Here is a 22,456-nt window from a genome sequence, read left to right on the forward strand (position 1 = left end):
GGATCGCTCTCGCCGAGCCCGCCGGGCACCGTCAGCCGGCCGCGGTCACGCTCGCGGGCAGCCGGACCGGCAGGGCCCCGTACCCGTTCAGGAGGAAGGTCGGCAGCGGTGCCAGCGCGCCCTCCGGGCAGGCGAGTTCGAGGTCGGGGAAGCGCTCGAAGAGGGCTTCGAGGGCGATCGTCGCCTCCAGGGTGGCGAGCGGGGCGCCGAGGCAGCGGTGCGCGCCGTGGCCGAAACCGAGCGGGTCGCGGTCGGTGCGGAGCACGTCGAAGCGGCCGGCGTCCGGGCCGTGGCGCTCCGTCTCCAGGCCGCCGGCGGCGAAGTTGACGAGGATCGGGTCGCCCTGGGCGATCTTCACCCCGTCCAGCTCGATGTCCTCGACCGCGAAGCGGAGCGGCGAGTAGGCGGCCGGACCGTGGGTGCGCAGGGTCTCGGCGACCACGTCGTCCCAGCTCGCGCGGCCGGCCCGGACGTGGGCGAGCTGCTCGGGGTGGGCGAGCAGCGCGGCGGCGGCGTTCACCACGAGCGCGGCGGTGGTGTCCTGGCCGGCGGCGATCAGCAGGAAGAGGGAGCCGAGGAGCTCGTTCTCGGTGAGGGCGTCGTCGCCGTCGCCGTCGCGGGCGGCGATGAGCGAGGAGGTCAGGTCGTCGCCGGGCATCTCGCGGCGGGCCGCGACCAGCGCGCCGAGCAGCCGGAAGGCGGTGCCGCGCGCGGCCTCCATGGTCTCGGCGGAGACGCTGGAGCTGAAGACGGTGCGCAGGGCGGCGGTGAGCTCGGCGCGGTCGGCGCCCTCGGCGACACCGAAGAGCTCGCAGATGACCTGGAGCGGCAGCGGTTCGGCGTAGCCGGTGCGCAGTTCGGCGGTCTCGCCGGCGGCGAGGCGTGCGGCCAGGCCGTCGAGGAGCGTGGCGGTGATCTCCTCGATACGGGGGCGGAGCGCGGCGGTGCGGCGGGCGGTGAACGCGGCGGCGACCAGACGGCGGAGCCGGGCGTGCTCGGCACCGTACGAGAAGAGCATGTTCTCGTTGGCGACCCAGGGGTAGAGCGGCCACTCGGGGGTGATCCGCCCCTCGGCGAAGGCGGGCCAGTGGCGGCGGGCGTCCTTGGAGACGCGCGCGTCGACGAGCAGCCGCTCGACGTGCTCCTGGCGAACCACGGCCCAGGCGCCGACGCCGCCGGGGAGCTCGACGGGGACGGCGGGCCCCTGCTCCCGGAGGGCCGCGGCCTCGCCCGCGAGGTCGCGGCCGGTCACGTCGAGGGCGTACGGGCAGCCGCCCGCGGCCGCGAGGTGTCTGCTGCCGTCCGGGCCGAGGCCCTGGTGCAGGACCTGGTCCAGGTCTTGGTCCTGGGCGTGGCCCTGGTCCAGGTCCTGGTGCAGGTCCTGGTGCAGGCCCTGCTGCATGTCGCTGCGCTCGTCCATGCGGTGTTCTCCGTCTTCGGGATCGGTACGTCTCTGCGGCGCCGTGCCGTCACGGGTCCGCGGTGCCGCGGACCCGCTCCGTCGCGGTCCGCGGTCCGCGTGTGCCCCCACCCGCACGCGCGGCCGAGGAGAACAGGACGTCCCCTCCCCCTGGTAGAGCCCGATCGACCCTGATGGAGTTCCCCCGGTCCGGGGTTCCTCCGGTCGACGAGCGCCCGGCTCGGTTCTACTACCGGCCGGCCGGATTCCGCTACCGCCCCCGCCCGGCCCGTTGGTCCGAGGCGGCGGCGAGCCGTCGGTCCGACGCGTCGCCGAACCGTCGGTCCGACGCGGAGTCGAATCGTCAGTCCGACGCGGCGGCGAGCGCGGTGGTGCCGGTATCGCGCGCCCGCGCGGCTTCCTCGTACGTCAGCTTCGCCCGCTCAGGCGTGAAGTCGAGGCGGACGAGCACGCCGGGCACGGCGATGGCGCTCACCATGGTCCGCATCAGGTCGGCGACCCGCTCCACCATGTCCGCGTGCCGGGTCATGATCTTCGACAGCACCTGCACTCCGGTGAAACTGCCGGTGAACAGGGTGGCGGCAGAGGAGATGTCCACGTGCGGCAGCAGTTCGCCGGCCGCCTTCGCGCGGGCCAGGACGTCCGTGTTGTGGCTGATCCAGCCCTGCATCGGTACGCCGCGGTCGAGGCCGTCGTACGGCGAGCCCTGGTCGACGGTGAGGCGCACGCTGCCGCGCACCATGGGGTCGCCCACGTGCAGCAGGTACGCCAGGACGAGCGCCTCGTCGGTGAGCTGCTGCAGGAAGAGCTCACGCTCCGGCACCGGCGGCAGCGCCGCGACCTGCCCGGCGAGCACCTCCTGGGCCAGCTCCTCCTTGGAGGCGAAATGGAAGTAGAGCGCGCCCTTGGTCACGCCGCACCTCTTCAGGACCTCGGAAATCGTGGCGGCCTCATAGCCGACCTCGTCGAACAGCTCCGCGGCCGCGAGCACGATCTTCTGGCGCGTGCGGATGGCTCGTTCCTGTTGTGCCACTACATCCTCCGTACCTCGCGGCCCGAAGGAGACCGGGAGGCTGGTATTCCAACGGCTCACATGGAGTGATGAGTCGGCGACCGGTCCGCTGGAACCCCGCCGGCAGTAGGGTGAGCCCGGCGATCCCGGTTTTTTCACACGTCCACATTTCAAGAATAAAACCAGCTAGCCGGTTTGACAAGCGAAATTGAAACAAAACCGGTTGGTACGTATCTTGTTCGGGCAAGGTCACCTCTTCCCTGCCGGTCACACTCTTTTCGGGGGAGCCGATGCTCCAGCACGCGGAGGCACCACTCAGACACGACGTCGATGTCGATGTCGATGTCGATGTCGATGTCGATTTGGATATCGATCTCGATGTTCCTGTCGACGACGTCCGTGCCGATGCCGATGTCCGTGCCGATGTCCGTGCCGAAGACGACGACGCGTCCGCCGAGGTGGAGGCGCTCTCCCGGCTCCTCTTCGACGGCGACGGGCGCGAACGCGTGCACGGCGAATGGCGCCGGCTGATCGCCGGGGCCGCCTTCGCGCACCGGCCCGGCCTCACCTTCGCCGAGCGCGCCGCCCTCTCGTACGAGCGACTGCGGCTGGTCAACGACACCGTCGCCGGCCCCGCGGCGGAGGCCCTGGCGTACGACGCGCGCCGGCTCGCCGCGCTGCACGAGTGGACCGGATTCGTCGACGGCGGGGTGTGCACGCTCGCCAGCATTCACTACAACCTGTTCCTCGGCAGCCTCCTCGACCACGACGGATACCGCCGCGACTTGACGGACTACACGTCCATGGAGCGGACCGGCACCTTCCTGTGCACCGAACTCGCCCACGGCAACGACGTCGCCGCCCTGGAGACCGTCGCCGTCCTCGACCGCGAGACCGGCGGCTTCGTGCTGCACACCCCGAACCCCGGGGCCCGGAAGTTCATGCCCAACACCAGCCTCACCGGCGGCCCCAAGACCGCCGTGGTCGCCGCCCGGCTGCTCGTCGACGACCAGGACCAGGGCGTCTTCCTCTTCCTCACCCCGCTCAGCGACGCCGACGGACACCTGCCGGGCATAGAGGTGCGGGCCCTGCCCGAGCGCACGGGCACTCCGGTCGACCACTGCCTCACCTCCTTCGATCACGTCCGGCTGCCCCGCGAGGCCATGCTGGAGGCCGCGCACGGCCGGCTCGACAAGGACGGACGGCTCGTCAGCAACCTCGGCAACCGGCGCAAGCGGTTCCTGCGTTCCGTCGGCCGGGTCACCATGGGCAAGCTCTGCATGAGCGGCGGCACCCTCGGCATGGCCCGCGCCGCCCTCGCCATCGCCGTCCGATACGCCCACCACCGCCAGGTCGCCGCGCCCAGGGCCGGCGAGCGGATACCCCTGAGCGCGCACCGCACCCACCACGGGCGGCTGCTGCGCTCTCTCGCCACCTCCTACGCGATGACCTTCCTGCACCGCGAGGTCCTCGACCGCTGGTGCGGCCACGACCCGACCGACCCGCAACAGCGCGAGGAGGTCGAGCGGCTGATCGCGGTCGCCAAGGGCTGGATCACCTGGCAGGCCCGCGACATCACCGTCGAGGCCCGCGAACGCTGCGGCGCGCAGGGCCTGTTCCCCGCGAACGGCATCTCCGACCTGCCGTTCAACGTCGAGGGCGGCATCACCGCCGAGGGCGACAACCTGGTCATCTGGGCCAAGGCCGCCTCCGAGCTGGTCTTCGCCCACGAGGCCGGCCCCGACCGGACCCCCGCCGGAACTGAGGGCCGGCTCCCCGACTTCAGCGACCTCGGCTTCCTGCGCGACCTGCACGCCCACGTCGAGCGCATCTGGCAGACCCGGGCCCGCGCCGCCCTGCGCGGCGGCCCGACCGGCGACCCGATCGGACGCTGGAACGAGACCTCCGGCGCCGCCCTGGAAATGGTCGCCGCACACGCCCGCACGGCCGCCGCCGACGCCTTCCTCGGCGCCGTCGACCGCGCGACCACCCCCGGCAGCCGGCTCCTCCTGGAGCAGCTGGCCCGGCTCTTCCTCCTCCACGAACTGCGCCCGCACACCGGCGACCTGCTCGCCGCCGGCCATCTCACCCCCGCCCAGGTCGAGGCCCTCCACCCGACGACCGACCGCACGATCGCCGCACTCGCCCCCCACCTGCTGCCGCTGGTGGACGCCTTCGACCTGCCGGCCGAGTTCCTGGCGACGGCGCCGATCGCGAACGCGGACTACCTGGACCGGTTCGACGGCTGAACCGCGCGCGTCGAGCGTGCGGCCTTACGGCTCGACGATCCCGGTCGGACAAGGCGAGGGGACAGTGACCCATGGACAAGAAGTGGCTGCCGCTGACCGTCGTGCTCGGCGTCGCCGGGGTGGCCGTCGTGACGGCGAGCCTCTGGCCCGACGAGGAGAAGCCGCCGCTGCCGCAGAGCCTGTGTTACGGGGCGCTCAGCCGGCAGACGGCGGAGCTGATCGACGACGGCAAGGGCGGCGAGGTCAGCACGGAGGAGTACGAGAGCAAGGGTGAGAACGGCGACTACGCGGTGTTCAAGGAGTGCAGCGTGCTGCGCGCCAACCCGGACAGCGACTACCCCCGGGGCATCTTCAAACTGATCATCGCGGACGAACGGCACGCCTCCGGCCCCCGGAAGAACTCCGTCCCCCTCGGCCCCGGCTTCAAGGACTGGGTGCGCCCCGACGAGTCCGCGGCCACCCTCCCCGCCGGCTGCGCCGCCCGCATGGGCTCGACCGCCCCGTACATCACCGTCACACTCATGACGCCCTCGCAGGAAGACAAGAAGGGCCTCGTCCCCCACGACACAGCCCTCCGCACCAACACCACAGTGCTCCGCGAGGCGGCCCGAAACCTCGCCCGTAACGCCGGCTGCTGAGCCGCCGGACCCCGGCAGTCTCCATCCGCTACCCTGTTCACTGGTCTCGCCTTCGTAGCTCAGGGGATAGAGCACCGCTCTCCTAAAGCGGGTGTCGCAGGTTCGAATCCTGCCGGGGGCACCAGCGGAAAGGCCCCCTACCGGTGTCGGTAGGGGGCCTTTCGCGTGCCCGTCGGTGGGTCAGGCTGTCAGTCGGACAGGCCCGGCTGGTTGAAGGTGTCCGGGATCGGGAGGGTGGACCAGTGGGGGACGGGCCAGGCGACGACTACGGCGCGGCCGACGACGTCGGTGAGGGGGACCATGCCCGCGTGGGGGTCGGTCTGGTGGTAGCGGGAGTCGAGGGAGGCCTGGCGGTGGTCGCCCATGACCCAGAGGCTGCCGGGCGGGACGGTGACCTTGAACTGGCCGGCGGGGTCCTGGCTGCAGGGGGTGTTGCCGGCGTAGACGTAGGGCTCGTCGAGGGGGTGGCCGTTGACCTTCAGGGGGCCGGTGCCGTTGCATTCGACGGTGTCGCCGGCGACGCCGATGACCCGCTTGATCAGGTGCTTCTCACCGGCCGCCGGCATCAGGCCGATGAAGCCGAGGACGTTCTGGAAGGCGCTGGGCTCGGGCACCGGGCTGTTCGCCAGCCAGTCGGCCGGGTCGCGGAAGACGACGACCTCGCCCCGCTCCGGTTCGGAGCCGAACCACGGGGTCAGCTTGTCGACCAGGACGCGGTCGTCCGTCTGCAGGGTGTTCTGCATCGAGCCGGAGGGGATCAGGAAGGCCTGGAGCAGGAAGGTCTTGATCAGGAAGGCGAGGACCAGCGCGACGGCGACCAGGACCGGGATCTCCACCCACAGCGGGCGCTTCCGCTCCGCGCCCTTGCCCGCGCCCTTGCCCTTCGGGGCCGTCGTCTCGTCCTGCGCGCCCGATCGCGCGTCCACCGCCATGTCGCCCACTGCTGTCCACCGCCGACTTCGCCACGTCACATACGTACGGACGGGACCCTATGCCCGTGCGGACCTCACCGAAGTCCCCTACTGCCTCGTGCCCCACGTACGAGTGACGTCGGCGGCCGTCAGCGGAGCTCTTCCGGGCAGGCCGTGCCGCGCGGGAAGAGCTTGTACGGGGCGCCCAGACGGTAGGTGCCGGCCTTCGGGGCGACGAGCTCGGTCCACTCGTCGCCCTCCGCGTCCGGCTCGGCCTTCAGGAGGCAGCCCTCCTTGTTGGCGAAGGCCTTCGGGACCTCCACGTCGGACCCGGCGGCGTCGGCCTCCTCGCGGGCCTGCTTCGACGCCTCGGTCTCCTGCGGCGGCTCGATCTTGCCGCCGTTCTCGTCGAGGAGCGCCAGCCACGGCGAGTACGGGACGCGGATCTTGATCCGGGCCGGGCGGTCGAGGTGCAGCACCACCTCGTCGGACTCGGCGCGCTGCACCTCGGCGGGCGCGTCGGCCAGCGGGGTGGGGTCGGTGACCGCGTAGAGCCGCCAGTTCGCGTCCGACCAGACCTGCTTCAGATACGGCAGCCCGTCGTCGACCAGTTCCGCCTCGCGCTCCGCGCCCGAGTCAGGGGCGCCGGTCGGAAGCACCACGTAATGGACGGCCCAGCGGCCGAGCCAGTCCCGGTAGTTCGCGGCGTTGAGGGTGTCGTCGTAGAAGAGCGGGTTGCGCTTGAGGTCGGCCTGCCGGTTCCAGCCGCGGGCCAGGTTGATGTACGGGGCGAGGGCGGAGGACTCGCGGTGGCTGGAGGCCGGCACGACCTCGACCCGGGCCTGCTCGGCGCCGCGCACCTGGAGCTGGTTGATCAGCGGCGCCACCTCGCGCGCCCAGGACGCGTCGGGGGCGGTGCGGATGACGTCGTCGACGCCCTTGAAGCCGATCCACGCGTTCAGGCCGGCGAAGGCGAGCACGAGCGCGTACCAGCGGCGCGAACGCGGCCGGGCGTACGGCAGGGCGGCGAGCAGCACCACCCCCGCGAAGAGCATCACGAGCCGGCTGACGTTCGACCCGATCTGCGAGTCGATCAGCCAGGTGAGGAAGGTGCCGGCCGAGTAGACGGCGGCGGCCGTGCGCACCGTCCGCCAGTCCTTCGGGACCAGCAGGAAGACCAGGACGCCGAAGGCGAAGGGCAGCGAGGTCGACCCCAGGCTCATCGGCTGGGTGCCGGAGAACGGGAACAGCCAGGCCGACAGCGCCACCACCGCGACCGGGGCGAGGCCGACGGCGTACGCGCCCGGGCGCCGCTTGTTGAGGAACAGCGCCGCCGCGACCACGCCGAGGAACAGGCCCGCGACGGGGCTGCACGCGGTCGCCAGCGCGGCGAGCGGCGCGGCCACCGCCGCCTTCGCCCAGCGGTGGTAGCGCCAGCGGTGCGGCCAGCAGAACACCGCCGCGACCGAGCCGATCGCGAACATCATGCCGAGGCCGAAGGTGACCCGGCCGGAGAGCGCGTTGCAGAGGAAGGCGAAGACGCCGGCGAGCGCGCACGCCATCGGATTGCGCACCGCCCGCACCCGCACCAGGATCAGCGCGGTCAGCGCCGCGGACAGCGTCCCGGCGATCATCATCGTGGTGCGGACGCCGAGCACCGACATCACGTACGGCGAGACGACGCTGTACGAGACCGGGTGCATGCCGCCGTACCAGGCGAGGTTGTACGCCGAGTCCGGGTGCCGGCCGACGAACTCGGCCCAGGCGTCCTGCGCGGCCAGGTCCCCGCCGCTGTTGGCGAAGAAGAAGAACCACAGGACGTGGGTGAGGGCCGCCACGGCGGTCGCGACGAGCACCGGGTAGCGGCGCTTGCGCCGCCAGGGGCGCCGGTCCGGCTCGGTGAGCCCGTCGGATTCGGGGAACCCGTCCGGTCCGGTGCGTCCGGGGGCCGCTCGGTCCGGTCCGGGGTGCTGTTCCGCTCCGGACTGCTGTTCCGCGGACGGGCGCTGCGCCGGAAGTTCTATTCGCGAAGGTGAAGACACGTCGGGTTTGCCTCCGGCCTCACGGGTCCCCTCGGCGGTGCTCAATGCGGCCCTCTCCCGTGCTGCCCTTCTCCTCGTTCCCCCAGGGAACGCTAACAGGCGGGCGCCCGGGGAGCTCCCGGGCGCCCGTCCGATCAGCCCAGTCGGGTCAGCTTCTGGCCGAAACCGGGCTCCACGAGGTCCTTCGCGAGGGCCACCGGTGCGCTGACCGCTCCCGCGCCGGTGCCGATCGACACCTGGCCGACGACGTCGCCGGCCTTGGCCGCGTGCGGCGGCTTCTTGCCGCCGTCGCCGAGCTGCAGGCTCACCTTGAGGCCCGGCCAGCCGACCGCCTTCAGGTCCTTGGTCGACACGACCGGCGTACGGCCGCCGAGCCCGTCGTCCACATAGCCGACGACCTGGTCCTTCCTCACCACGGCGGCGGAGGTGACGTCGGCCTGCGCCTTCTGGATGACCTTGAGGCTGTTGGAGATGGCCAGGTCCAGCTTCTGCCAGAGCTGCGGGGCGTCCTTGGCCCCCATCACGATGCCGAGGATGCGGCGCTTCTGGCCGTCGACGACCGTGTACGCCGACCACAGCAGATTGCCGCCGGCCGGGGTGGAGGAGCCGGTCTTGATGCCGGCCACGCCCGGCTTCAGGAGGATCGAGTTGTTGTTGATGATCTTCTTCGGGATGCCGTCGATCATGATCTCCGGCGTGTCCACGATCTCCCGGAGCACGTCGTACTGCATCACCGCCTTACCCAGCTTGAGCTGGTCCAGCGGCGTCGACACGGTCGTCGACTGCAGGCCGGACGGGTCCGTGTACGTCGAGTCCGTCATGCCGAGCTCCTTGGCCGCGGCGTTCATCTTCTCGACGAACGCGGCCTCCGAACCGGCGTCCCAGCGCGCGAGCAGCCGCGCCACGTTGTTGCCCGACGGGATCATCAGGAGCTGCAGCAGCTCCTTCTCGCTGTAGGTCTGGCCCTTCTTGATGGGGGCCGTCGACTCGTCCTCGGACTTCGCCTCCTCGCCGGCGGTCGCGTCGACCTCGATCTCCGGACCGTCATCATTCCCCTTGATCGGGTGGTCGCGGAGGATCACGTACGCGGTCATGGTCTTCGCCACGCTCGCGATCGGCGCCGGCTTCTGCGGGCCGTACGTGCCGAGCGAACCGACGCCCTCGACCTCGGCCGCGCCCTGGCCCTCGGACGGCCACGGCATCTGCAGCGGGCCGCCCTCGAAGGTGTAGGTCGGGTTGGCGGACAGCACCAGCTTGGGGTCCGGGAGCGGGCGCACGAACTGTACGACCGCAAAGACGACCAGGAGGAGCAGGACCAGCGGGGTCCAGATCTTGAACCGGCGGAACGTGGTCCGCAGCGGCGTCTCCGGCGGCGGCGGGGTGTTGGTCAGCTCCGCCAGGATCTCCAGCGGCGGACGGGGCGGCAGCGGCTGCTGCCGGGTCCGCTCCGGCTCGGCCAGCGCCGCCGGTACGGGCGCGGGCGCCGCGGCCACGGGCGCGGCGGGCTTCGGCTCGGCCGGCTCGGGCTCGGCGGGCCTGGGCTGCGCCGGTCTGGGCTGTTCCTGGGTGATGTCGCCCTTGAGCGGGCGGAAGGTCGACGGCGGCAGCTTCAGGGCCGTCGTCGGCTGGTCGACGGGCTTGGCGGCGGGCTTGGGCTCCTCACCCGCGGGCTTGGCCTCGGGCTCGGGCTTGGCCTCGGGCTTGGCCTCGGCGGGCGGGTTGAACGCCTTGAAGACGGCCGTCGGCTGATCGACCGGCGGCTTCGCCGCGGGCTTGGGCTCCTCGGCCGCGGGCTTGTCCTCCGCGGGCTCCGCCTTCGCCGCGGGCGGCGTGAACGCCTTGAAGACCGCCGTGGGCTGGTCCACGGGCTTGGCGGCGGGCTTCGGCTCCTCCTCGGCCGCCTTCTCCTCCGCGCTCTCCTCCGCCTTCTCCTCCGCCTTCGGCTCGGCCGGCTTGCGCGCGGCGAACCACGACTCGCCCTCGGGCTTGTCGTCCTCGGCCTCGGGCTCGTCGTCCTCGACCTCTGCCTCGGCCTCCGCCTCCGGCACATCGACCGCAAGGTCGAGCTCGGTCGCGTCCTCGTCAGCGTCGACGTCCGCATCCACGTCGGCGTCCGAAGCTTCGTCGGCTTCGTCTGCTTCCGCGTCCACGTCCGCATCCACTTCCGCGTCCACGTCAGCGTCCGCAACCGCCTCGCCCTCGGCCGCGTCCTCCGCCCCGGAAGGCTCGGCGTCCGACGACTCGTCCTCCGGCGCCGTCCGCGGGGCCAGGGCGCGGAAGACGGCCGTCGGCTCGTCCACGCGGTCCTGGAGGACGGACAGTCGGGGGTCCTTGCCGTCGCCGCCGACCGCGTTCTCCCGCTGCTCCGCCTTGTCGGGGGACTCGCCCGCCACCGTGCCTCCTCCATCGCTCATGCGTTCATGCCTACGTCCGAACCGTCTACCAGTGTCCTGTGTGAACCCCTTGGCTCCGGTGCTAGACGAGAACGACATACCTACTGGTTCCCGTACGAAGCACCCAGGCACTCTCGACAGATGAATGTGAGAGGGGTCACCCTGTCATTCATCCACGCGGGGAGGCATGGATGGGCAGGAGCCGCAGAACTATTCCGGAGGAGCTTCTGCTGCTCGCTCTGGACCCGGCCACGGGTACCACAGCGCAGCCGCAGTCGCTCGACCTCGGCCTGGCCGGAGCACAGCTAGTGGAGCTGGCTCTGGCAGGACGGATAGCCCCTGACGGGGATCGTATCGCCGTGGTGATGCCACGGCCGACCGGAGATCCGACTCTGGACTCCGCACTGGAACTGCTGCGCAGACGCGGCAGTCCGGTCCGGGCCGTCCATTGGATCGGCGGGCCCCGACTGGGGCTGCGCCAGACGTATCTCTCGCATCTGGAGCGCTGCGGCATGGTGCATGCCGTGGAGGGCCAGATGTGCGGGGTGTTGCCGACGACTCGCTACCAGGCGACGGACACGGCCATCAGCCGGGAGATCAGGGCCCGGCTGGACAGTGCGATCCGCACCGGCGTACCGCCGGACCCGCGGACCGCGGCGCTCGCCGCACTGGCCCACGCGGTCGGTCTCGGCAAGCACCTGTACCCCGGCAACGAAGGCAGGTCGTCGCGGTCCCGACTGCGCGACCTGATCCGGCACGACCCGATGGGCGGTCTCGTGGCGCACGCCGTCATGGACGTCCAGAACGGCGTGGGCGCCCAGCCCCGCCGGACCGCCACGGCGGGTGGCGCGGGCGGCGGCGTGCCGTCCCAGCCACGCCGCGGCACCATGGCGCGCGCCGCCATGTGACGTACGGGCGCCCGCGCACGTACACGTACACGTACAAGAACAGCGCTCCACCTCCGCACCGCCACGTACGGGACGGCCGCCACCCACGGCCGTCCCGTACGCGCACCCCCCTACACCTACGCACGCCTGCGCGCACGCATATGCCCGCGTCTGGTCATTCGCCAGCGCACACAGCACCTTTGGTGGCAGTCTGCCAAGCGGTAGATACTCACAGCTACGCAGCCGACAGCCGGAGGTGCAGTTTCCGTGGCGTCCAACGTCAACCCCACCGTCAGGCGACGCCGATTGGGACAGGAGCTGCGCCGGCTCCGGGAGGCGAAGAACATGACGGCCGAGCAGGTCGCCGAGCGCCTGCTCGTCTCCCAGTCGAAGATCAGCCGCCTCGAGAACGGGCGTCGCTCCATCAGCCAGCGCGATGTCCGCGACCTGTGCGGGGTGTACGAGGTCGAGGACGAGCGGGTGGTCGACTCGCTGATGCAGATGGCCAAGGACTCGCGCCAGCAGGGCTGGTGGCACGCCTTCGGCGACATCCCGTACAGCGTCTACATCGGTCTGGAGACGGACGCGGAGAGCCTGCGGGTGTACGAGCCGCAGATCATCCCGGGTCTGCTGCAGACCCACGCGTACGCCGAGGCCGTGATCGCCGGCGCGCTGCCCGAGTCCACCCCGGCGGACATCGACAAGCGGGTCACCGTGCGCACCCGCCGCCAGGACCGCATCAAGGACGACGAGCGTCCGCTGCGCCTGTGGGCGGTCATCGACGAGGGCGCGCTGCGCCGGCTGGTCGGCAACCGCCAGCTGATGGTGGAGCAGTTGGAGCACCTCGTCGAGCAGTCGCACCTGCCGCACGTGACCGTGCAGGTGCTGCCGTTCCACATGGGCGCGCATCCGGGCATCAGCGGGCATTACGCGATTCTGGAATTCCCGGACACCTCCGACTCGTCCGTGGTCTACATCGAGGGCGTGACGAGCGACCTGTATCTGGAGAAGGCCCAGGATGTCGCGAAGTACAGCGTCATGTACGAGCACTTGCGGGCACAGGCGCTGAATGTGGAGGACACCCGGGAGTTCGTGACGGAGATTGCGAAGCGGTACGCCGACGGAAAATAGGACGTCCAGGGCTTCCTGGGCTTCCAGGGCTTCCTGCGCGTCGCGGGCCGAATGCAGCTGAATGCCGCTGTTCGGCGGGAGCCCGGGGGAAGAGGCCGGTACGGTACACCCCCGACTCGCTTCAGCGGAAGCTCACTTGGAATATGCCATCCGGTCGGGTGAACGCCGGTCCCGCACGACGGGGCCGGGCAGTAGCGTCGATCACGCCAAAGCAAGCAAGAACCTTGGCGCGACATCTACTGGCATCACTCGCACTCGAAGAAACCGGAGTTGAGAACAATGGCGATTATTCAGGGCGGTACGGACAGCTGGACGAAGTCCTCTTATTCCGGTGGCAACGGCGCCTGCGTCGAGGTCAAGTCCCCCGTCGTGAACGCGATCGACGTGCGTGACTCGAAGGCCCCCGAGGGCCCTTCGATTTCTTTCGGACCGGGGTCGTGGAACGCGTTCGTGGGCGAGGTGAGCGCCGGGGTCCTGTGACGACCCCGCGCGCACCACGCGCCGCGTTAAGGAATGAGCCCTCTCGCCCGGTCCGCCGTCCTGGTCGAGGGGGCTCGGCCTTTGCCCCGACCCCGCCCGGAAGGGCTCAGCGCAGCTCGTCCACGTAGCGGTCCGTCCCCGGCACCGTCGGGATGAACGGCGCCACCAGCTCGACCCGGCCGCCGCCCCCGCCCCCACCTAGGGACTCCAGGTCGGCGAAGTGCTCCGCCCAGCACTCCCGGGGGTCCTCCTCCAGGAACCACAGCAGGGTCAGCCGGGTGTCGACGCCCTCGACCTGCTTCACGTACGTCATCCGGTCGCCCGGCAGCGGCGTAGGCCGGAAGACGGTCACCATCGCCGCGGGCGACCCGGCGAGGCGGCGGGGCAGTTCGCGCGACCGCAGCCGCTCCAGGAGTTCCGCCCGCGCCTCGGGGCCCTCGCTGTCGATCACCTGCAGGACGAGTCCGCGGTACGGGTGGTCGAGCGCGTGCAGGTCGCGCGGACCGTGGGGTCCCCCGTGCCGAAGGCCGGGGGACCCGTCGCGGTAGACGGTCGCCTCGTGGTCCTGGAACGACGTGAAGACGTGGGTGCGGTCGTGGTAGACCCGGGCGTCGCGGTTGAGGCGCTTGTTGATGGCGACGGTCCACTTCATGTGCTCGTCGTAGCGCCCGTCGGTGATCCAGTACGTGGCGAGGTAGCAGCCGGCGGTGACCGGCTGGGCGACCGCCGACTTCTCCGGGACGCGCAGCTCCTGGAGGGGGCGGGTGGCGACCCAGCGGCGGCCCGCGAACATCCAGGGCATGGCCATGGCGCCGGCGTAGTAGTGGTCGTCCTCGTACCAGCGGTTGTACGCGTACTCGTGACCCGGGTGCGGTTCGACCATGGTGATCAGGGCGTGCCCCGGGTGGGTGCCGTACGGCCCGACGGCGGCCAGCTCCCCGTACATCTCGCTCGTCTCGCTCATCCTCGCTCCCCTTCCCTTCCCTTGTCGGTGACCGGCACCTACTCTGACGGGCCGTCAGATAAATGAACAGGCTCTGGGAGGTCGCGCATGCTGCTCCAGGGAAAGACGGTCGTGGTGTCCGGCGTCGGCGCCGGGCTCGGGCACCGGGTGGCCGAGACGGTGGTGCGGGACGGGGGCCGCGCGGTCCTCGGCGCGCGCACGGAGGCGAACCTCGCGAAGGCGGCCGCCGAGATCGATCCGGCCGGGACGAGAACGGCCTTCCTGCCCACCGACATCACCGACGAGGCCCAGTGCGAGGCGCTCGCCGCGCTCGCCGTCGAGCGCTTCGGCGGGATCGACGCGGTGGTGCACGTGGCCGCCTGGGACTCGTACTTCGGGGGCCTGGAGGACGCCGACTTCGGCACCTGGCAGGGCGTCCTGGACGTGAACCTGCTCGGCACGCTGCGGATGACCCGGGCCTGCCTGCCCGCCCTCAAGGAGCGGGGCGGCTCTGTGGTCCTGATCGGCACGCAGTCGGCGGTGGCGGCGCCCTCGCAGGTGCGGCAGGCGGCGTACGCGGCGTCGAAAGGGGCGCTGACCTCGGCGATGTACTCGCTGGCGCACGAGCTGGGGCCGCACCGGATCCGGGTCAACACGGTGCTGCCGGGCTGGATGTGGGGGCCGCCGGTGAAGGCCTTCGTGCAGTTCACGGCGCACACCGAGCAGGTGCCGGAGACCGAGGTGCTCGGCCGGCTGACCGAGCGGATGGCGCTGCCGGAGCTCGCGACGGACGGGGACGTGGCGGAGGCGGCGGTCTTCCTCGCCTCGGACCGCGCGCGGGCGATCACCGGGCAGTCGCTGCTGGTCAACGCGGGTGAGCTGATGCGCTGAGCCGCCGCGCACAGGGTTGAGACCCAAAACCAGCTGGTTCACAGACATGAACAAGGGTCAGTAAACCGAACGATTTTACTGTCCCTTGACCCTCCCCTGCATTGTCCCCGCCTTCCAACTCCCCACACCATGAACGGCGTTCACAAGGCGGACCGGACCTCATGGAGGGCGGGCAATGAACAGTCTCGACTGGGTCGTGCTCATCGGCTATTTCGGCGTCATGGTCGCGATCGGAGTCTGGTCCCACAAGCGCGTGGACGACGTCTCGGACTTCTTCACGGCCGGCGGCCGCATGCCCTGGTGGCTGTCCGGGATCTCGCACCACATGTCCGGCTACAGCGCGGTGATGTTCACCGGCTACGCCGGCATCGCCTACACCTACGGCGTCACCTCCTACGTCACCTGGTCCTTCCCCATAGCCATCGGCATCGCCGTCGGGGCCCACCTCTTCGCGCCCCGGCTCAACCGGCTGCGCTCCCGGCTCCACGTGGCCTCCCCGCTGGAGTACCTGAAGAACCGCTACAACCTGCCCACCCAGCAGGCCCTCGCCTGGTCCGGCGTACTGCTCAAGATCGTGGACGTGGGCGCCAAGTGGGCCGCCATCGCCACCCTGTTGTCCGTCTTCACCGGGATCTCGCTCAACCAGGGCATCCTCATCACCGGTGTCATCACCGGCATCTACTGCACGGTCGGCGGCCTGTGGGCGGACGCCCTCACCGAACTCGGCCAGTTCGTCATCCAGTTGCTCGCCGGACTCGCGATGCTGGTCGCGGTGCTCGGCAAGCTCGGCGGGATCGACGCGCTGTGGAGCGTGTGGGACCGGCCCGAGCTCCAGGGGCACACCGCGCCGACGGCCGGCCCGTACACCCTGACCTTCCTCCTCGCGTATCTCTTCATCAAGACCTTCGAGTACAGCGGCGGCATGTGGAACCAGGCCCAGCGCTACATGGCCACCCCCACCCCCCGCGAGGCCACCCGCTCCGGCCGGCTGTCCGCGCTGCTGTGGCTGGTCTGGCCGGCCGTGCTCTTCTTCCCGATGTGGTGCGCACCGCTGCTCGTCCACCCGACGAAGCCGGACGCCTCCGACGCGTACGCCCTGATGACCGAACAGCTCCTCCCGCACGGGCTGCTCGGCCTGGTGGTCGTCGGCTTCTTCTCGCACACCATGGCCATGTGCTCCTCCGACGCCAACGCCATCGCGGCCGTCTTCACCCGGGACATCGCGCCCGTGCTCAGCAAGGCCGCCCGGTCCTGGACCCAGCGGGCCGGGCTGCTCGCCGCACGCCTGTCGACGGTCGCCTTCCTCGCCCTGTCGATGGCGGTCGCCACCCAGGTCAACTCCCCCACCTTCAAGGACATCATCACCGTCGTGATCAAGTGGGTGGCCGGGCTCATGGGGCCGATCGCGATCCCGTTCATGCTGGGTCTGCTGCGCACCTTCCGGAAGTCCGGCCCGACGGCGGCGCTCGTCTCCTGGGCGGCCGGTCTCTTCGCCTTCTGGCTCACCAACTACGGCCTGGACGGCGTCGAGCTGCAGATCCAGATCGTGGCCCCGCTCGCCACCTCGCTGGTCCTCTACGTCCTGATCGGGTACGTGAAGCCCGAGGCGACGCCGGAGCGCGACGCGCTGCTCGACCGGCTGGACGGCGGCGACGGTGCCGTAGCCATACCGGCCCAGGAGTCCGGCGACCGGACGGGTCAGCCCCTCGGGTAGGACCCCGTCAGGTCCTCGGGTAGCGGGTCAGCCAGCCCGAGGCCAGGTCGGCGGGGCCGTGCAGGGCCGCCCCCTGGGTCATCTCCATCGCGAAGTCGTCCGCGAGCGCCAGGACCGTCGCACGGCCCTCCAGTTCGGCCACCCAGGCCGGCGGGAGGGCCGTCTCGCCGTGCAGGGCGCCGAGCAGCGCCCCGGTGAGGGCGCCGGTCGCCGCCGACGGGCCGTCGTGGTTGACCGCGAGCCGCAGCCCGTGCCGGACGTCCTCGCCGACCAGCGTGCAGTACACGGCGGCCGCCAGCTGCCCCTCCGCCCGGTCCTCGGCCGCCCCGAGCGCGGTCACCCGCTCGTCGTCCGGCGCCCCTTGGCGTACGGCGTCCAGCGCGGCCTCCAGGGCCTCGGTCACCCGCTGGTGGCCGGGGCGGGCGGCGAGCTGGGCGAGCGCGGTGGCGACGGCCGCGTCGACGCTGCCGCCCCGGGCCAGGCCGTGCACGACCACCGCGAACGCGCCGGCCGCCAGATACGCGGCGGGGTCGCCGTGCGTCTGGGCGGCGCACTCCACCGCCAGCTGGCAGACCAGCTGCGGCTCCCAGCCGACGAGCAGCCCGAACGGCGCCGAGCGGACCACGGCACCGCTGTCGGCGGCCTGCGGGTTCTTGGGCCGGTCGAGCGTGCCGAGCTGCGCGTCGCCGAGGCCGGTGAGGCAGGCCCGGGCCGGGTCCCGGCGGGCGTACAGCCACTCCTCGCGGGCCAGCCAGCCGAGGTCGGTGCGCCGCTCGTCGGGGCCCCAGTCGCGCTGGGTGGCGGCCCAGCGCAGGTGGGCCCGGTGCACATCGGTGGGCGGGTGCCAGTGGCCGGTGTCGCGGCGGACCTGGGCGCGGATGAGGCCGTCCACGGTGAACAGCGACATCTGGGTGGCGGCGGTGACCGCTCCGCGCCGCCCGTAGGCGGGGGCGAGCTCGGTCAGGCCCTCGGGGCCGTGCGCGGCGCGCAGCTCGGCGAGGGTGCGGTCGGCGGCCCCGGCGCCGAGGGCGTCACCGACCGCGCCGCCGAGCAGGCAGCCGCGGACCCGCGAGCGGAAGTCCTGCTGTTCGGTGCGGCCCCACACGGCCGCGGCTGTGGTGGTCACGACGTGCCCTCCCCCGTACACCGACCGGTCTGCTCGGCACTCTCAGCACTGTAATAGACCGGATGCGCTCGTTCAGGGGCCGGAACGTTATGCGTTCCGGCGCCCTTCAGGCCGTTTTTGACCGGGTTTCCGCCCTCCTCCGGTTACTCCCGTTACTCCCGTTACTCCCGTTACTCCGGGGGCAGGAGCGGCAGCAGCTCCGGCAGGTGCCCGTCCGAGGCGCGGGCCGCCGACCGCCGCTCCTCGGGCACCTCGCCGTACAGCGTCGTGCGCGGCCGGGAGGGCCGGCCGGCCGCCTCGGCGATGGCCTCCAGGTCGCGGATCGAGCGGTACGAGCCGTAACTGGAGCCCGCCATCCGGGAGATGGTCTCCTCCATCAGCGTGCCGCCGAGGTCGTTGGCGCCGGAGCGCAGCATCGCGGCGGCGCCCTCCGTGCCCAGCTTGACCCAACTGGTCTGGATGTTGGGGATGTACGGGTGGAGGAGCAGCCGGGCCATGGCGGTGACCGCGCGGTTGTCGCGGGTGGTCGGGCCGGGGCGGGCGATGCCGGCGAGGTAGACGGGCGCGTTGGTGTGGATGAAGGGCAGGGTCACGAACTCGGTGAAACCGCCGGTGCGTTGCTGGATGCCGGCCAGGGTGCGCAGATGGCCGAGCCAGTGGCGGGGCTGGTCCACGTGCCCGTACATCATGGTCGAGGAGGAGCGGATGCCGAGCTCGTGGGCGGTGGTGATCACCTCGATCCAGGTGGCCGTGGGCAGCTTGCCCTTGGTGAGCACCCAGCGGACCTCGTCGTCGAGGATCTCGGCGGCGGTGCCGGGGATGGAGTCGAGTCCGGCCTCCTTGGCGGCGGTGAGCCACTCGCGGATGGACAGGCCGGTGCGGGCGGCGCCGTTGACGACCTCCATCGGCGAGAAGGCGTGCACGTGCATGCCGGGGACCCGTTCCTTCACCGCGCGCGCGATGTCGAAGTAGGCGGTGCCGGGCAGGTCGGGGTGGATGCCGCCCTGCATGCAGACCTCGACGGCGCCGACCTCCCAGGCCTGGGCGGCCCGGTCGGCGACCTGGTCGAGGGAGAGGGTGTAGGCGTCGGCGTCGGTGCGGCGCTGGGCGAAGGCGCAGAAGCGGCAGCCGGTGTAGCAGACGTTGGTGAAGTTGATGTTCCGCGTGACGATGTACGTCACGTCGTCGCCGACCGCGGTCTTGCGGACGTCGTCGGCGACCGCGCAGAGCGCGTCGAGGGCCGGGCCGTCGGCGTGGAACAGGGCGAGGGCCTGCGGGTCGGTGAGCCGGGTCGGGTCGTCGGCGGCGACCGCCAGGGACTCCCGTACGTCGCCGTCGATCCGCTCGGGCGCGCGCTGGTCGGGCACCAGGCCGGGCGCGGCGGCCTCGCGCAGCGCGTCCCAGTCGCCGTAGACGTGGTCGAAGTCCTCGCGGCGGTCGCCGGTGCGGCCGGTGGTGTCGATGGTGGCGTGGAGATCCGTGCGGCCGCTCGCGCTGAACGCCTCGTCCGGCTCCTGCCAGGGCAGGCCCCGGACGGGCGCGTCCGGGTTCGCCAGGCCGGTCTCGGGGTCGGCGAGCGCGCGGACGTGCGGGACGATGCGGGGGTCGAGCCAGGGCTCGCCGCGCCGTACGAACTCGGGGTAGACGCAGAGGCGTTCGCGGAGCTCGAAGCCGGCGGCGCGGGAGTGCTCGGCGAGCTCCTCGATCCTCGGCCAGGGGCGCTCGGGGTTGACGTGGTCGATGGTGAGCGGCGAGACCCCGCCCCAGTCGTCGATGCCGGCGGCGATCAGGCGCTCGTACTCGGCGTCGACGAGGTTCGGCGGGGCCTGGAGGCAGGCGGCGGGGCCCATGATGAGGCGGGCGACGGCCACGGTGGCGACCAGGTCGTCGAGTTCGGCGTCCGGCATGCCGCGCATCGCCGTGTCCGGCTTGGCGCGGAAGTTCTGGATGATCAGCTCCTGGACGCCGTGGTAGGAGCGGGCGATCCGGCGCAGCGCGAACAGCGACTCGGCGCGCTCCTCCGGCGTCTCGCCGATCCCGAGCAGCAGACCGCTGGTGAACGGGACGGAGGAGCGCCCGGCGTCCTCCAGGACCCGCAGCCGGACGGCGGGCTCCTTGTCCGGCGAACCGTGGTGCGGGCCGCCGGGCTCGGACCACAGGCGGGTCGCGGTGGTCTCCAGCATCATCCCCATCGAGGGCGCGACCGGCTTGAGCCGCTGGAGGTCGGTCCAGGAGAGCACCCCGGGGTTGAGGTGCGGGAGGAGTCCGGTCTCCTCCAGGATCCGGATCGACATGGCCCGTACGTACGCGATCGTGTCGTCGTACCCGTGCGCGTCCAGCCACTCCCGGGCCTCGGGCCAGCGGTCCTCGGGCTTGTCCCCGAGGGTGATGAGGGCTTCCTTGCAGCCGAGCGCGGCGCCCTTGCGCGCGATGTCCAGGACCTCGTCCGGGCTCATGAACATCCCGTGTCCTGCCCGGCGCAGCTTGCCGGGCACGGTCACGAAGGTGCAGTAGTGGCACTTGTCCCGGCACAGCCGGGTGAGCGGTATGAACACGCTCTTCGAGTACGTGATGATCCCCGGCCGCCCGGCGGCCTCGAGCCCCGCGTCCCGCACCCGCCCGGCCGTCCCCACCAGCTCCGCCAGATCCGCCCCGCGCGCCCTCAGCAGCACGGCGGCCTCCCCCACATCGAGCGCCACCCCGTCCCGGGCCCGCTTCAGGGCCCTGCGCATGGCGTTCTCGGTGGGACGGGCGTCGTGGGCGTCGCGTGCTGCCTGGTGATCCGTCATGGACCGAGCATACGAGCGGGTAGGCAGGACGGGGACGGTCAGTCGGTGTCCTTGGGGTGCCGGGGAGCGGCGTACACCAGGTGCACGGTGCGGCGTTCCTCGTCGACGAGGTAACGCACCCGCCCACCGGCCGTCACCTCGTACTCCCACTGCGGGTAGGCGCGGCCTCCGAGCGACCCGGTCGCCAGACGGCCGCGGCGCCTGTGCTGGCGGTCGGGATCGGTCCGCGAGAGCCGGTCACGGCGCAAGGCCTCGAAGCAGCGCCGTGTGTTGCCCGGTGCTTCCGCGCCCAACTCGCCCCAGCCCTTGGCCGCCTCGTTCGTGGCGAAGCGAAGGCGCCACTCGGCGCCGACCGGTGGCGGGGCGACGTCGTCGCCGCGCTTCGGCGTCACGGAGCGGTCACCTCTCCGTGGTCCTCGTCCGGGAGGGCGCGGGTGAGCCGGGCGGTGAGATCGGGGTCGGCGAGGACGCGGGCCGTCGCCCGCCATTCGACGATGGCGCGATGGAGATTGGCGTGGACGTCGAGCTCGGCCACGTCGCGGGTCGCGTCGGTCAGCTCCTGGACGAACTCCCGCAGCTCCTCCGCCGACAGATGGCGGACCCAGGGGAAGACCGACGGAATCGCACGCCTTATGGCGACCTCGCCGCCCTCCGCGGCAAGAAGGGCTGCGAGCAGGCGCGCGGTGACGTCCGCCGTCTCCTCGCGCTGCCGATCGTGGCGGGCGGTCGTGAGGTAGAGGTCCTGCCCGTCGCGGCGCGTGATGTGCAGGCGCTGGGCCCGGTCGAGCGTCTCGGCCACCCGCTTCGAGTTCTTGGAGAGCTCGGAGAACGAGACAGTGGGGGTCACCATGCACCGACCGTACTTCGGAACGTATTCCGAAGTCAAGTGGTGCCGACACCGTCAGAGGTACCGGGCATACCCATCCAGGGCCTCCAGGACCTCCTTCTCGTCGCCCGGCGGCAGCTGGAGGACCACCTCCGGGCAGCCGAGGTCCGCGTAGTGGGCGAGCTTGCCGGGGTTCGGGTGGACGCCGAAGGGGACGACCTGGAGGGAGTCCGGGGTGCGGCCGGCCGCCTCCCAGGCCGCGCGGAGGAGCGGCAGGTTGGTGGAGAGGCCGCGGCCGCCGATGGGCATCCAGCCGTCGGCGTAGTCGGTGATGTGGGAGAAGAGCTTGGGGCCCGCCGCGCCGCCGACCAGGGTGCGCGGGGCGCCGGCGGGGGGCTTGGGCCAGGCCTCGGAGGCGCTGACGGAGCGGCCGAAGGCGCCCTCGTACGCGGTGGGTTCGGCGGACCACAGGGCGCGCATCAGGTGCACGGCGTCCCGGGTGCGCTCGCGGCGGGTGGGCCAGTCGACGCCGTGGTCGGCGGCCTCCTCGCGGTTCCAGCCGAAGCCGACGCCGAGGGTGAAGCGCCCGCCGGAGAGGTGGTCGAGGGTCGCGATCGTCTTGGCGAGGGCGATCGGGTCGTGCTCGGCGACCAGCGTGATGCCGGTGCCCAGGAGCAGGCGCTCGGTGACGGCGGCGGCCTGGCCGAGCGCCACGAAGGGGTCGAGGGTGCGGGCGTACTCGCGGGGCAGCTCGCCGCCGCCACCGCCGAACGGGTAGTCGGACTCCCGGGAGACGGGGATGTGGGTGTGCTCGGGGAGGTAGAGCCCGGCGAAGCCGCGCTCTTCGAGGGCGCGGGCGAGGCGCACGGGGGAGATGGTCTCGTCGGTCAGGAAGATCGTGGTCGAGATCCGCATGGGGGCACGGTAGGGGGTGGGGCGTGGAATTCCGAGGGGCGTGCGGTACGTGTACGGGTACGGCACGGGTCCCGCGCCGTGGGTGCCGG

Annotated in this window: 19 protein-coding genes and 1 tRNA gene; 8 read left to right on the forward strand and 12 right to left on the reverse strand. The window is 71.8% G+C overall.

Annotated elements, in window-relative coordinates:
* Positions 1–31: 31 nt before the first annotated feature.
* From KV205_RS22510 to KV205_RS22520, 3 genes are all read right to left on the reverse strand, one after another.
* On the reverse strand, positions 32–1,420 hold the full coding sequence (locus KV205_RS22510; protein ID WP_265866351.1) for a cytochrome P450: 1,389 nt from the start codon (positions 1,418–1,420) through the stop codon (positions 32–34).
* Positions 1,421–1,763: 343 nt separating this feature from the next.
* Positions 1,764–2,453, reverse strand: coding sequence for a ScbR family autoregulator-binding transcription factor (locus KV205_RS22515; protein WP_265866352.1), 690 nt, complete (start codon positions 2,451–2,453; stop codon positions 1,764–1,766).
* A 149-nt stretch (positions 2,454–2,602) separates the two neighbouring features.
* A complete protein-coding gene (locus tag KV205_RS22520) occupies positions 2,603–2,944 on the reverse strand; it encodes a hypothetical protein (RefSeq protein ID WP_265866353.1) in 342 nt (113 codons plus the stop codon).
* Between KV205_RS22520 and KV205_RS22525 the strand changes: the two genes are divergently transcribed.
* From KV205_RS22525 to KV205_RS22535, 3 genes are all read left to right on the forward strand, one after another.
* Positions 2,939–4,681: an acyl-CoA dehydrogenase gene (locus KV205_RS22525; RefSeq protein ID WP_265866354.1), complete on the forward strand. Its 1,743-nt coding sequence runs from the start codon at positions 2,939–2,941 to the stop codon at positions 4,679–4,681. The genes KV205_RS22520 and KV205_RS22525 overlap by 6 nt on opposite strands.
* A gap of 71 nt (positions 4,682–4,752) precedes the next feature.
* On the forward strand, positions 4,753–5,319 hold the full coding sequence (locus tag KV205_RS22530; protein WP_265866355.1) for a hypothetical protein: 567 nt from the start codon (positions 4,753–4,755) through the stop codon (positions 5,317–5,319).
* A 48-nt stretch (positions 5,320–5,367) separates the two neighbouring features.
* Positions 5,368–5,443: transfer RNA gene (locus tag KV205_RS22535), tRNA-Arg, on the forward strand.
* 64 nt (positions 5,444–5,507) lie between these two features.
* Here the strand turns inward: KV205_RS22535 and lepB are convergent.
* The 3 genes from lepB to KV205_RS22550 form a co-directional block, all read right to left on the reverse strand.
* Positions 5,508–6,251: a signal peptidase I gene (gene lepB, locus KV205_RS22540; RefSeq protein WP_274710734.1), complete on the reverse strand. Its 744-nt coding sequence runs from the start codon at positions 6,249–6,251 to the stop codon at positions 5,508–5,510.
* Between the two features lie 128 nt (positions 6,252–6,379).
* Positions 6,380–8,272 carry an MFS transporter gene (locus KV205_RS22545; RefSeq protein WP_374214711.1) on the reverse strand — a complete coding sequence of 631 codons (1,893 nt, stop codon included), beginning with the start codon at positions 8,270–8,272 and terminating at the stop codon, positions 6,380–6,382.
* Positions 8,273–8,406: 134 nt separating this feature from the next.
* A complete protein-coding gene (locus tag KV205_RS22550) occupies positions 8,407–10,686 on the reverse strand; it encodes a D-alanyl-D-alanine carboxypeptidase family protein (protein ID WP_265866357.1) in 2,280 nt (759 codons plus the stop codon).
* 170 nt (positions 10,687–10,856) lie between these two features.
* On the opposite strand from KV205_RS22550, the gene KV205_RS22555 reads away from it, so the two are divergent.
* From KV205_RS22555 to KV205_RS22565, 3 genes are all read left to right on the forward strand, one after another.
* Positions 10,857–11,573, forward strand: a complete 717-nt coding sequence (locus KV205_RS22555) for a GPP34 family phosphoprotein (RefSeq protein ID WP_265866358.1) — start codon at positions 10,857–10,859, stop codon at positions 11,571–11,573.
* Positions 11,574–11,819: 246 nt separating this feature from the next.
* Entirely contained in the window at positions 11,820–12,683 is an 864-nt protein-coding gene (locus KV205_RS22560; protein WP_265866359.1) for a helix-turn-helix transcriptional regulator, read from the forward strand.
* A 279-nt stretch (positions 12,684–12,962) separates the two neighbouring features.
* The gene (locus KV205_RS22565) at positions 12,963–13,163 is read left to right on the forward strand and encodes a DUF397 domain-containing protein (RefSeq protein WP_265866360.1); all 201 of its coding nucleotides are present in this window, start codon (positions 12,963–12,965) and stop codon (positions 13,161–13,163) included.
* A 106-nt stretch (positions 13,164–13,269) separates the two neighbouring features.
* Here KV205_RS22565 and KV205_RS22570 read toward each other — a convergent pair whose 3' ends face one another.
* A complete protein-coding gene (locus KV205_RS22570; RefSeq protein ID WP_265866361.1) occupies positions 13,270–14,127 on the reverse strand; it encodes a hypothetical protein in 858 nt (285 codons plus the stop codon).
* An 87-nt stretch (positions 14,128–14,214) separates the two neighbouring features.
* Here KV205_RS22570 and KV205_RS22575 point away from each other — a divergent pair, with 87 nt between their 5' ends.
* The gene (locus KV205_RS22575) at positions 14,215–14,997 is read left to right on the forward strand and encodes an SDR family oxidoreductase (RefSeq protein WP_265866362.1); all 783 of its coding nucleotides are present in this window, start codon (positions 14,215–14,217) and stop codon (positions 14,995–14,997) included.
* Positions 14,998–15,172: 175 nt separating this feature from the next.
* Positions 15,173–16,711: a sodium:solute symporter family protein gene (locus KV205_RS22580; protein WP_265866363.1), complete on the forward strand. Its 1,539-nt coding sequence runs from the start codon at positions 15,173–15,175 to the stop codon at positions 16,709–16,711.
* Positions 16,712–16,718: 7 nt separating this feature from the next.
* Here the strand turns inward: KV205_RS22580 and KV205_RS22585 are convergent, their stop codons facing one another.
* The 5 genes from KV205_RS22585 to KV205_RS22605 all read right to left on the reverse strand — a co-directional run bounded on the left by KV205_RS22585 (position 16,719) and on the right by KV205_RS22605 (position 22,367).
* Positions 16,719–17,837 carry an ADP-ribosylglycohydrolase family protein gene (locus KV205_RS22585; RefSeq protein ID WP_265866364.1) on the reverse strand — a complete coding sequence of 373 codons (1,119 nt, stop codon included), beginning with the start codon at positions 17,835–17,837 and terminating at the stop codon, positions 16,719–16,721.
* A 170-nt stretch (positions 17,838–18,007) separates the two neighbouring features.
* Positions 18,008–20,626 (reverse strand): bifunctional FO biosynthesis protein CofGH, encoded by a 2,619-nt coding sequence (locus tag KV205_RS22590; protein WP_265866365.1) that lies wholly within the window; start codon positions 20,624–20,626, stop codon positions 18,008–18,010.
* A 38-nt stretch (positions 20,627–20,664) separates the two neighbouring features.
* Complete coding sequence (locus tag KV205_RS22595; protein WP_265866366.1) at positions 20,665–21,018, reverse strand: hypothetical protein; 354 nt, start codon at positions 21,016–21,018, stop codon at positions 20,665–20,667.
* The gene (locus KV205_RS22600; RefSeq protein WP_265866367.1) at positions 21,015–21,476 is read right to left on the reverse strand and encodes a prevent-host-death family protein; all 462 of its coding nucleotides are present in this window, start codon (positions 21,474–21,476) and stop codon (positions 21,015–21,017) included. Before KV205_RS22600 ends, KV205_RS22595 begins: the two co-directional genes overlap by 4 nt.
* 51 nt (positions 21,477–21,527) lie before the next feature.
* Positions 21,528–22,367 carry an LLM class F420-dependent oxidoreductase gene (locus KV205_RS22605; RefSeq protein ID WP_265866368.1) on the reverse strand — a complete coding sequence of 280 codons (840 nt, stop codon included), beginning with the start codon at positions 22,365–22,367 and terminating at the stop codon, positions 21,528–21,530.
* Positions 22,368–22,456 lie beyond the last annotated feature (89 nt).

This window comes from Streptomyces sp. SKN60, assembly GCF_026236535.1.
GTDB lineage: Bacteria > Actinomycetota > Actinomycetes > Streptomycetales > Streptomycetaceae > Streptomyces.

What these genes read in the sequence shown, in the direction of transcription:
- KV205_RS22590 (WP_265866365.1), bottom strand. Translation starts at nt 20,626, where the DNA reads ATGACGGATCACCAGGCAGCACGCGACGCCCACGACGCCCGTCCCACC.
- KV205_RS22555 (WP_265866358.1), top strand. Translation starts at nt 10,857, where the DNA reads ATGGGCAGGAGCCGCAGAACTATTCCGGAGGAGCTTCTGCTGCTCGCT.
- KV205_RS22530 (WP_265866355.1), top strand. Translation starts at nt 4,753, where the DNA reads ATGGACAAGAAGTGGCTGCCGCTGACCGTCGTGCTCGGCGTCGCCGGG.
- KV205_RS22580 (WP_265866363.1), top strand. Translation starts at nt 15,173, where the DNA reads ATGAACAGTCTCGACTGGGTCGTGCTCATCGGCTATTTCGGCGTCATG.
- KV205_RS22510 (WP_265866351.1), bottom strand. Translation starts at nt 1,420, where the DNA reads ATGGACGAGCGCAGCGACATGCAGCAGGGCCTGCACCAGGACCTGCAC.
- lepB (WP_274710734.1), bottom strand. Translation starts at nt 6,251, where the DNA reads ATGGCGGTGGACGCGCGATCGGGCGCGCAGGACGAGACGACGGCCCCG.
- KV205_RS22550 (WP_265866357.1), bottom strand. Translation starts at nt 10,686, where the DNA reads ATGAGCGATGGAGGAGGCACGGTGGCGGGCGAGTCCCCCGACAAGGCG.
- KV205_RS22565 (WP_265866360.1), top strand. Translation starts at nt 12,963, where the DNA reads ATGGCGATTATTCAGGGCGGTACGGACAGCTGGACGAAGTCCTCTTAT.
- KV205_RS22575 (WP_265866362.1), top strand. Translation starts at nt 14,215, where the DNA reads ATGCTGCTCCAGGGAAAGACGGTCGTGGTGTCCGGCGTCGGCGCCGGG.
- KV205_RS22600 (WP_265866367.1), bottom strand. Translation starts at nt 21,476, where the DNA reads ATGGTGACCCCCACTGTCTCGTTCTCCGAGCTCTCCAAGAACTCGAAG.
- KV205_RS22570 (WP_265866361.1), bottom strand. Translation starts at nt 14,127, where the DNA reads ATGAGCGAGACGAGCGAGATGTACGGGGAGCTGGCCGCCGTCGGGCCG.
- KV205_RS22605 (WP_265866368.1), bottom strand. Translation starts at nt 22,367, where the DNA reads ATGCGGATCTCGACCACGATCTTCCTGACCGACGAGACCATCTCCCCC.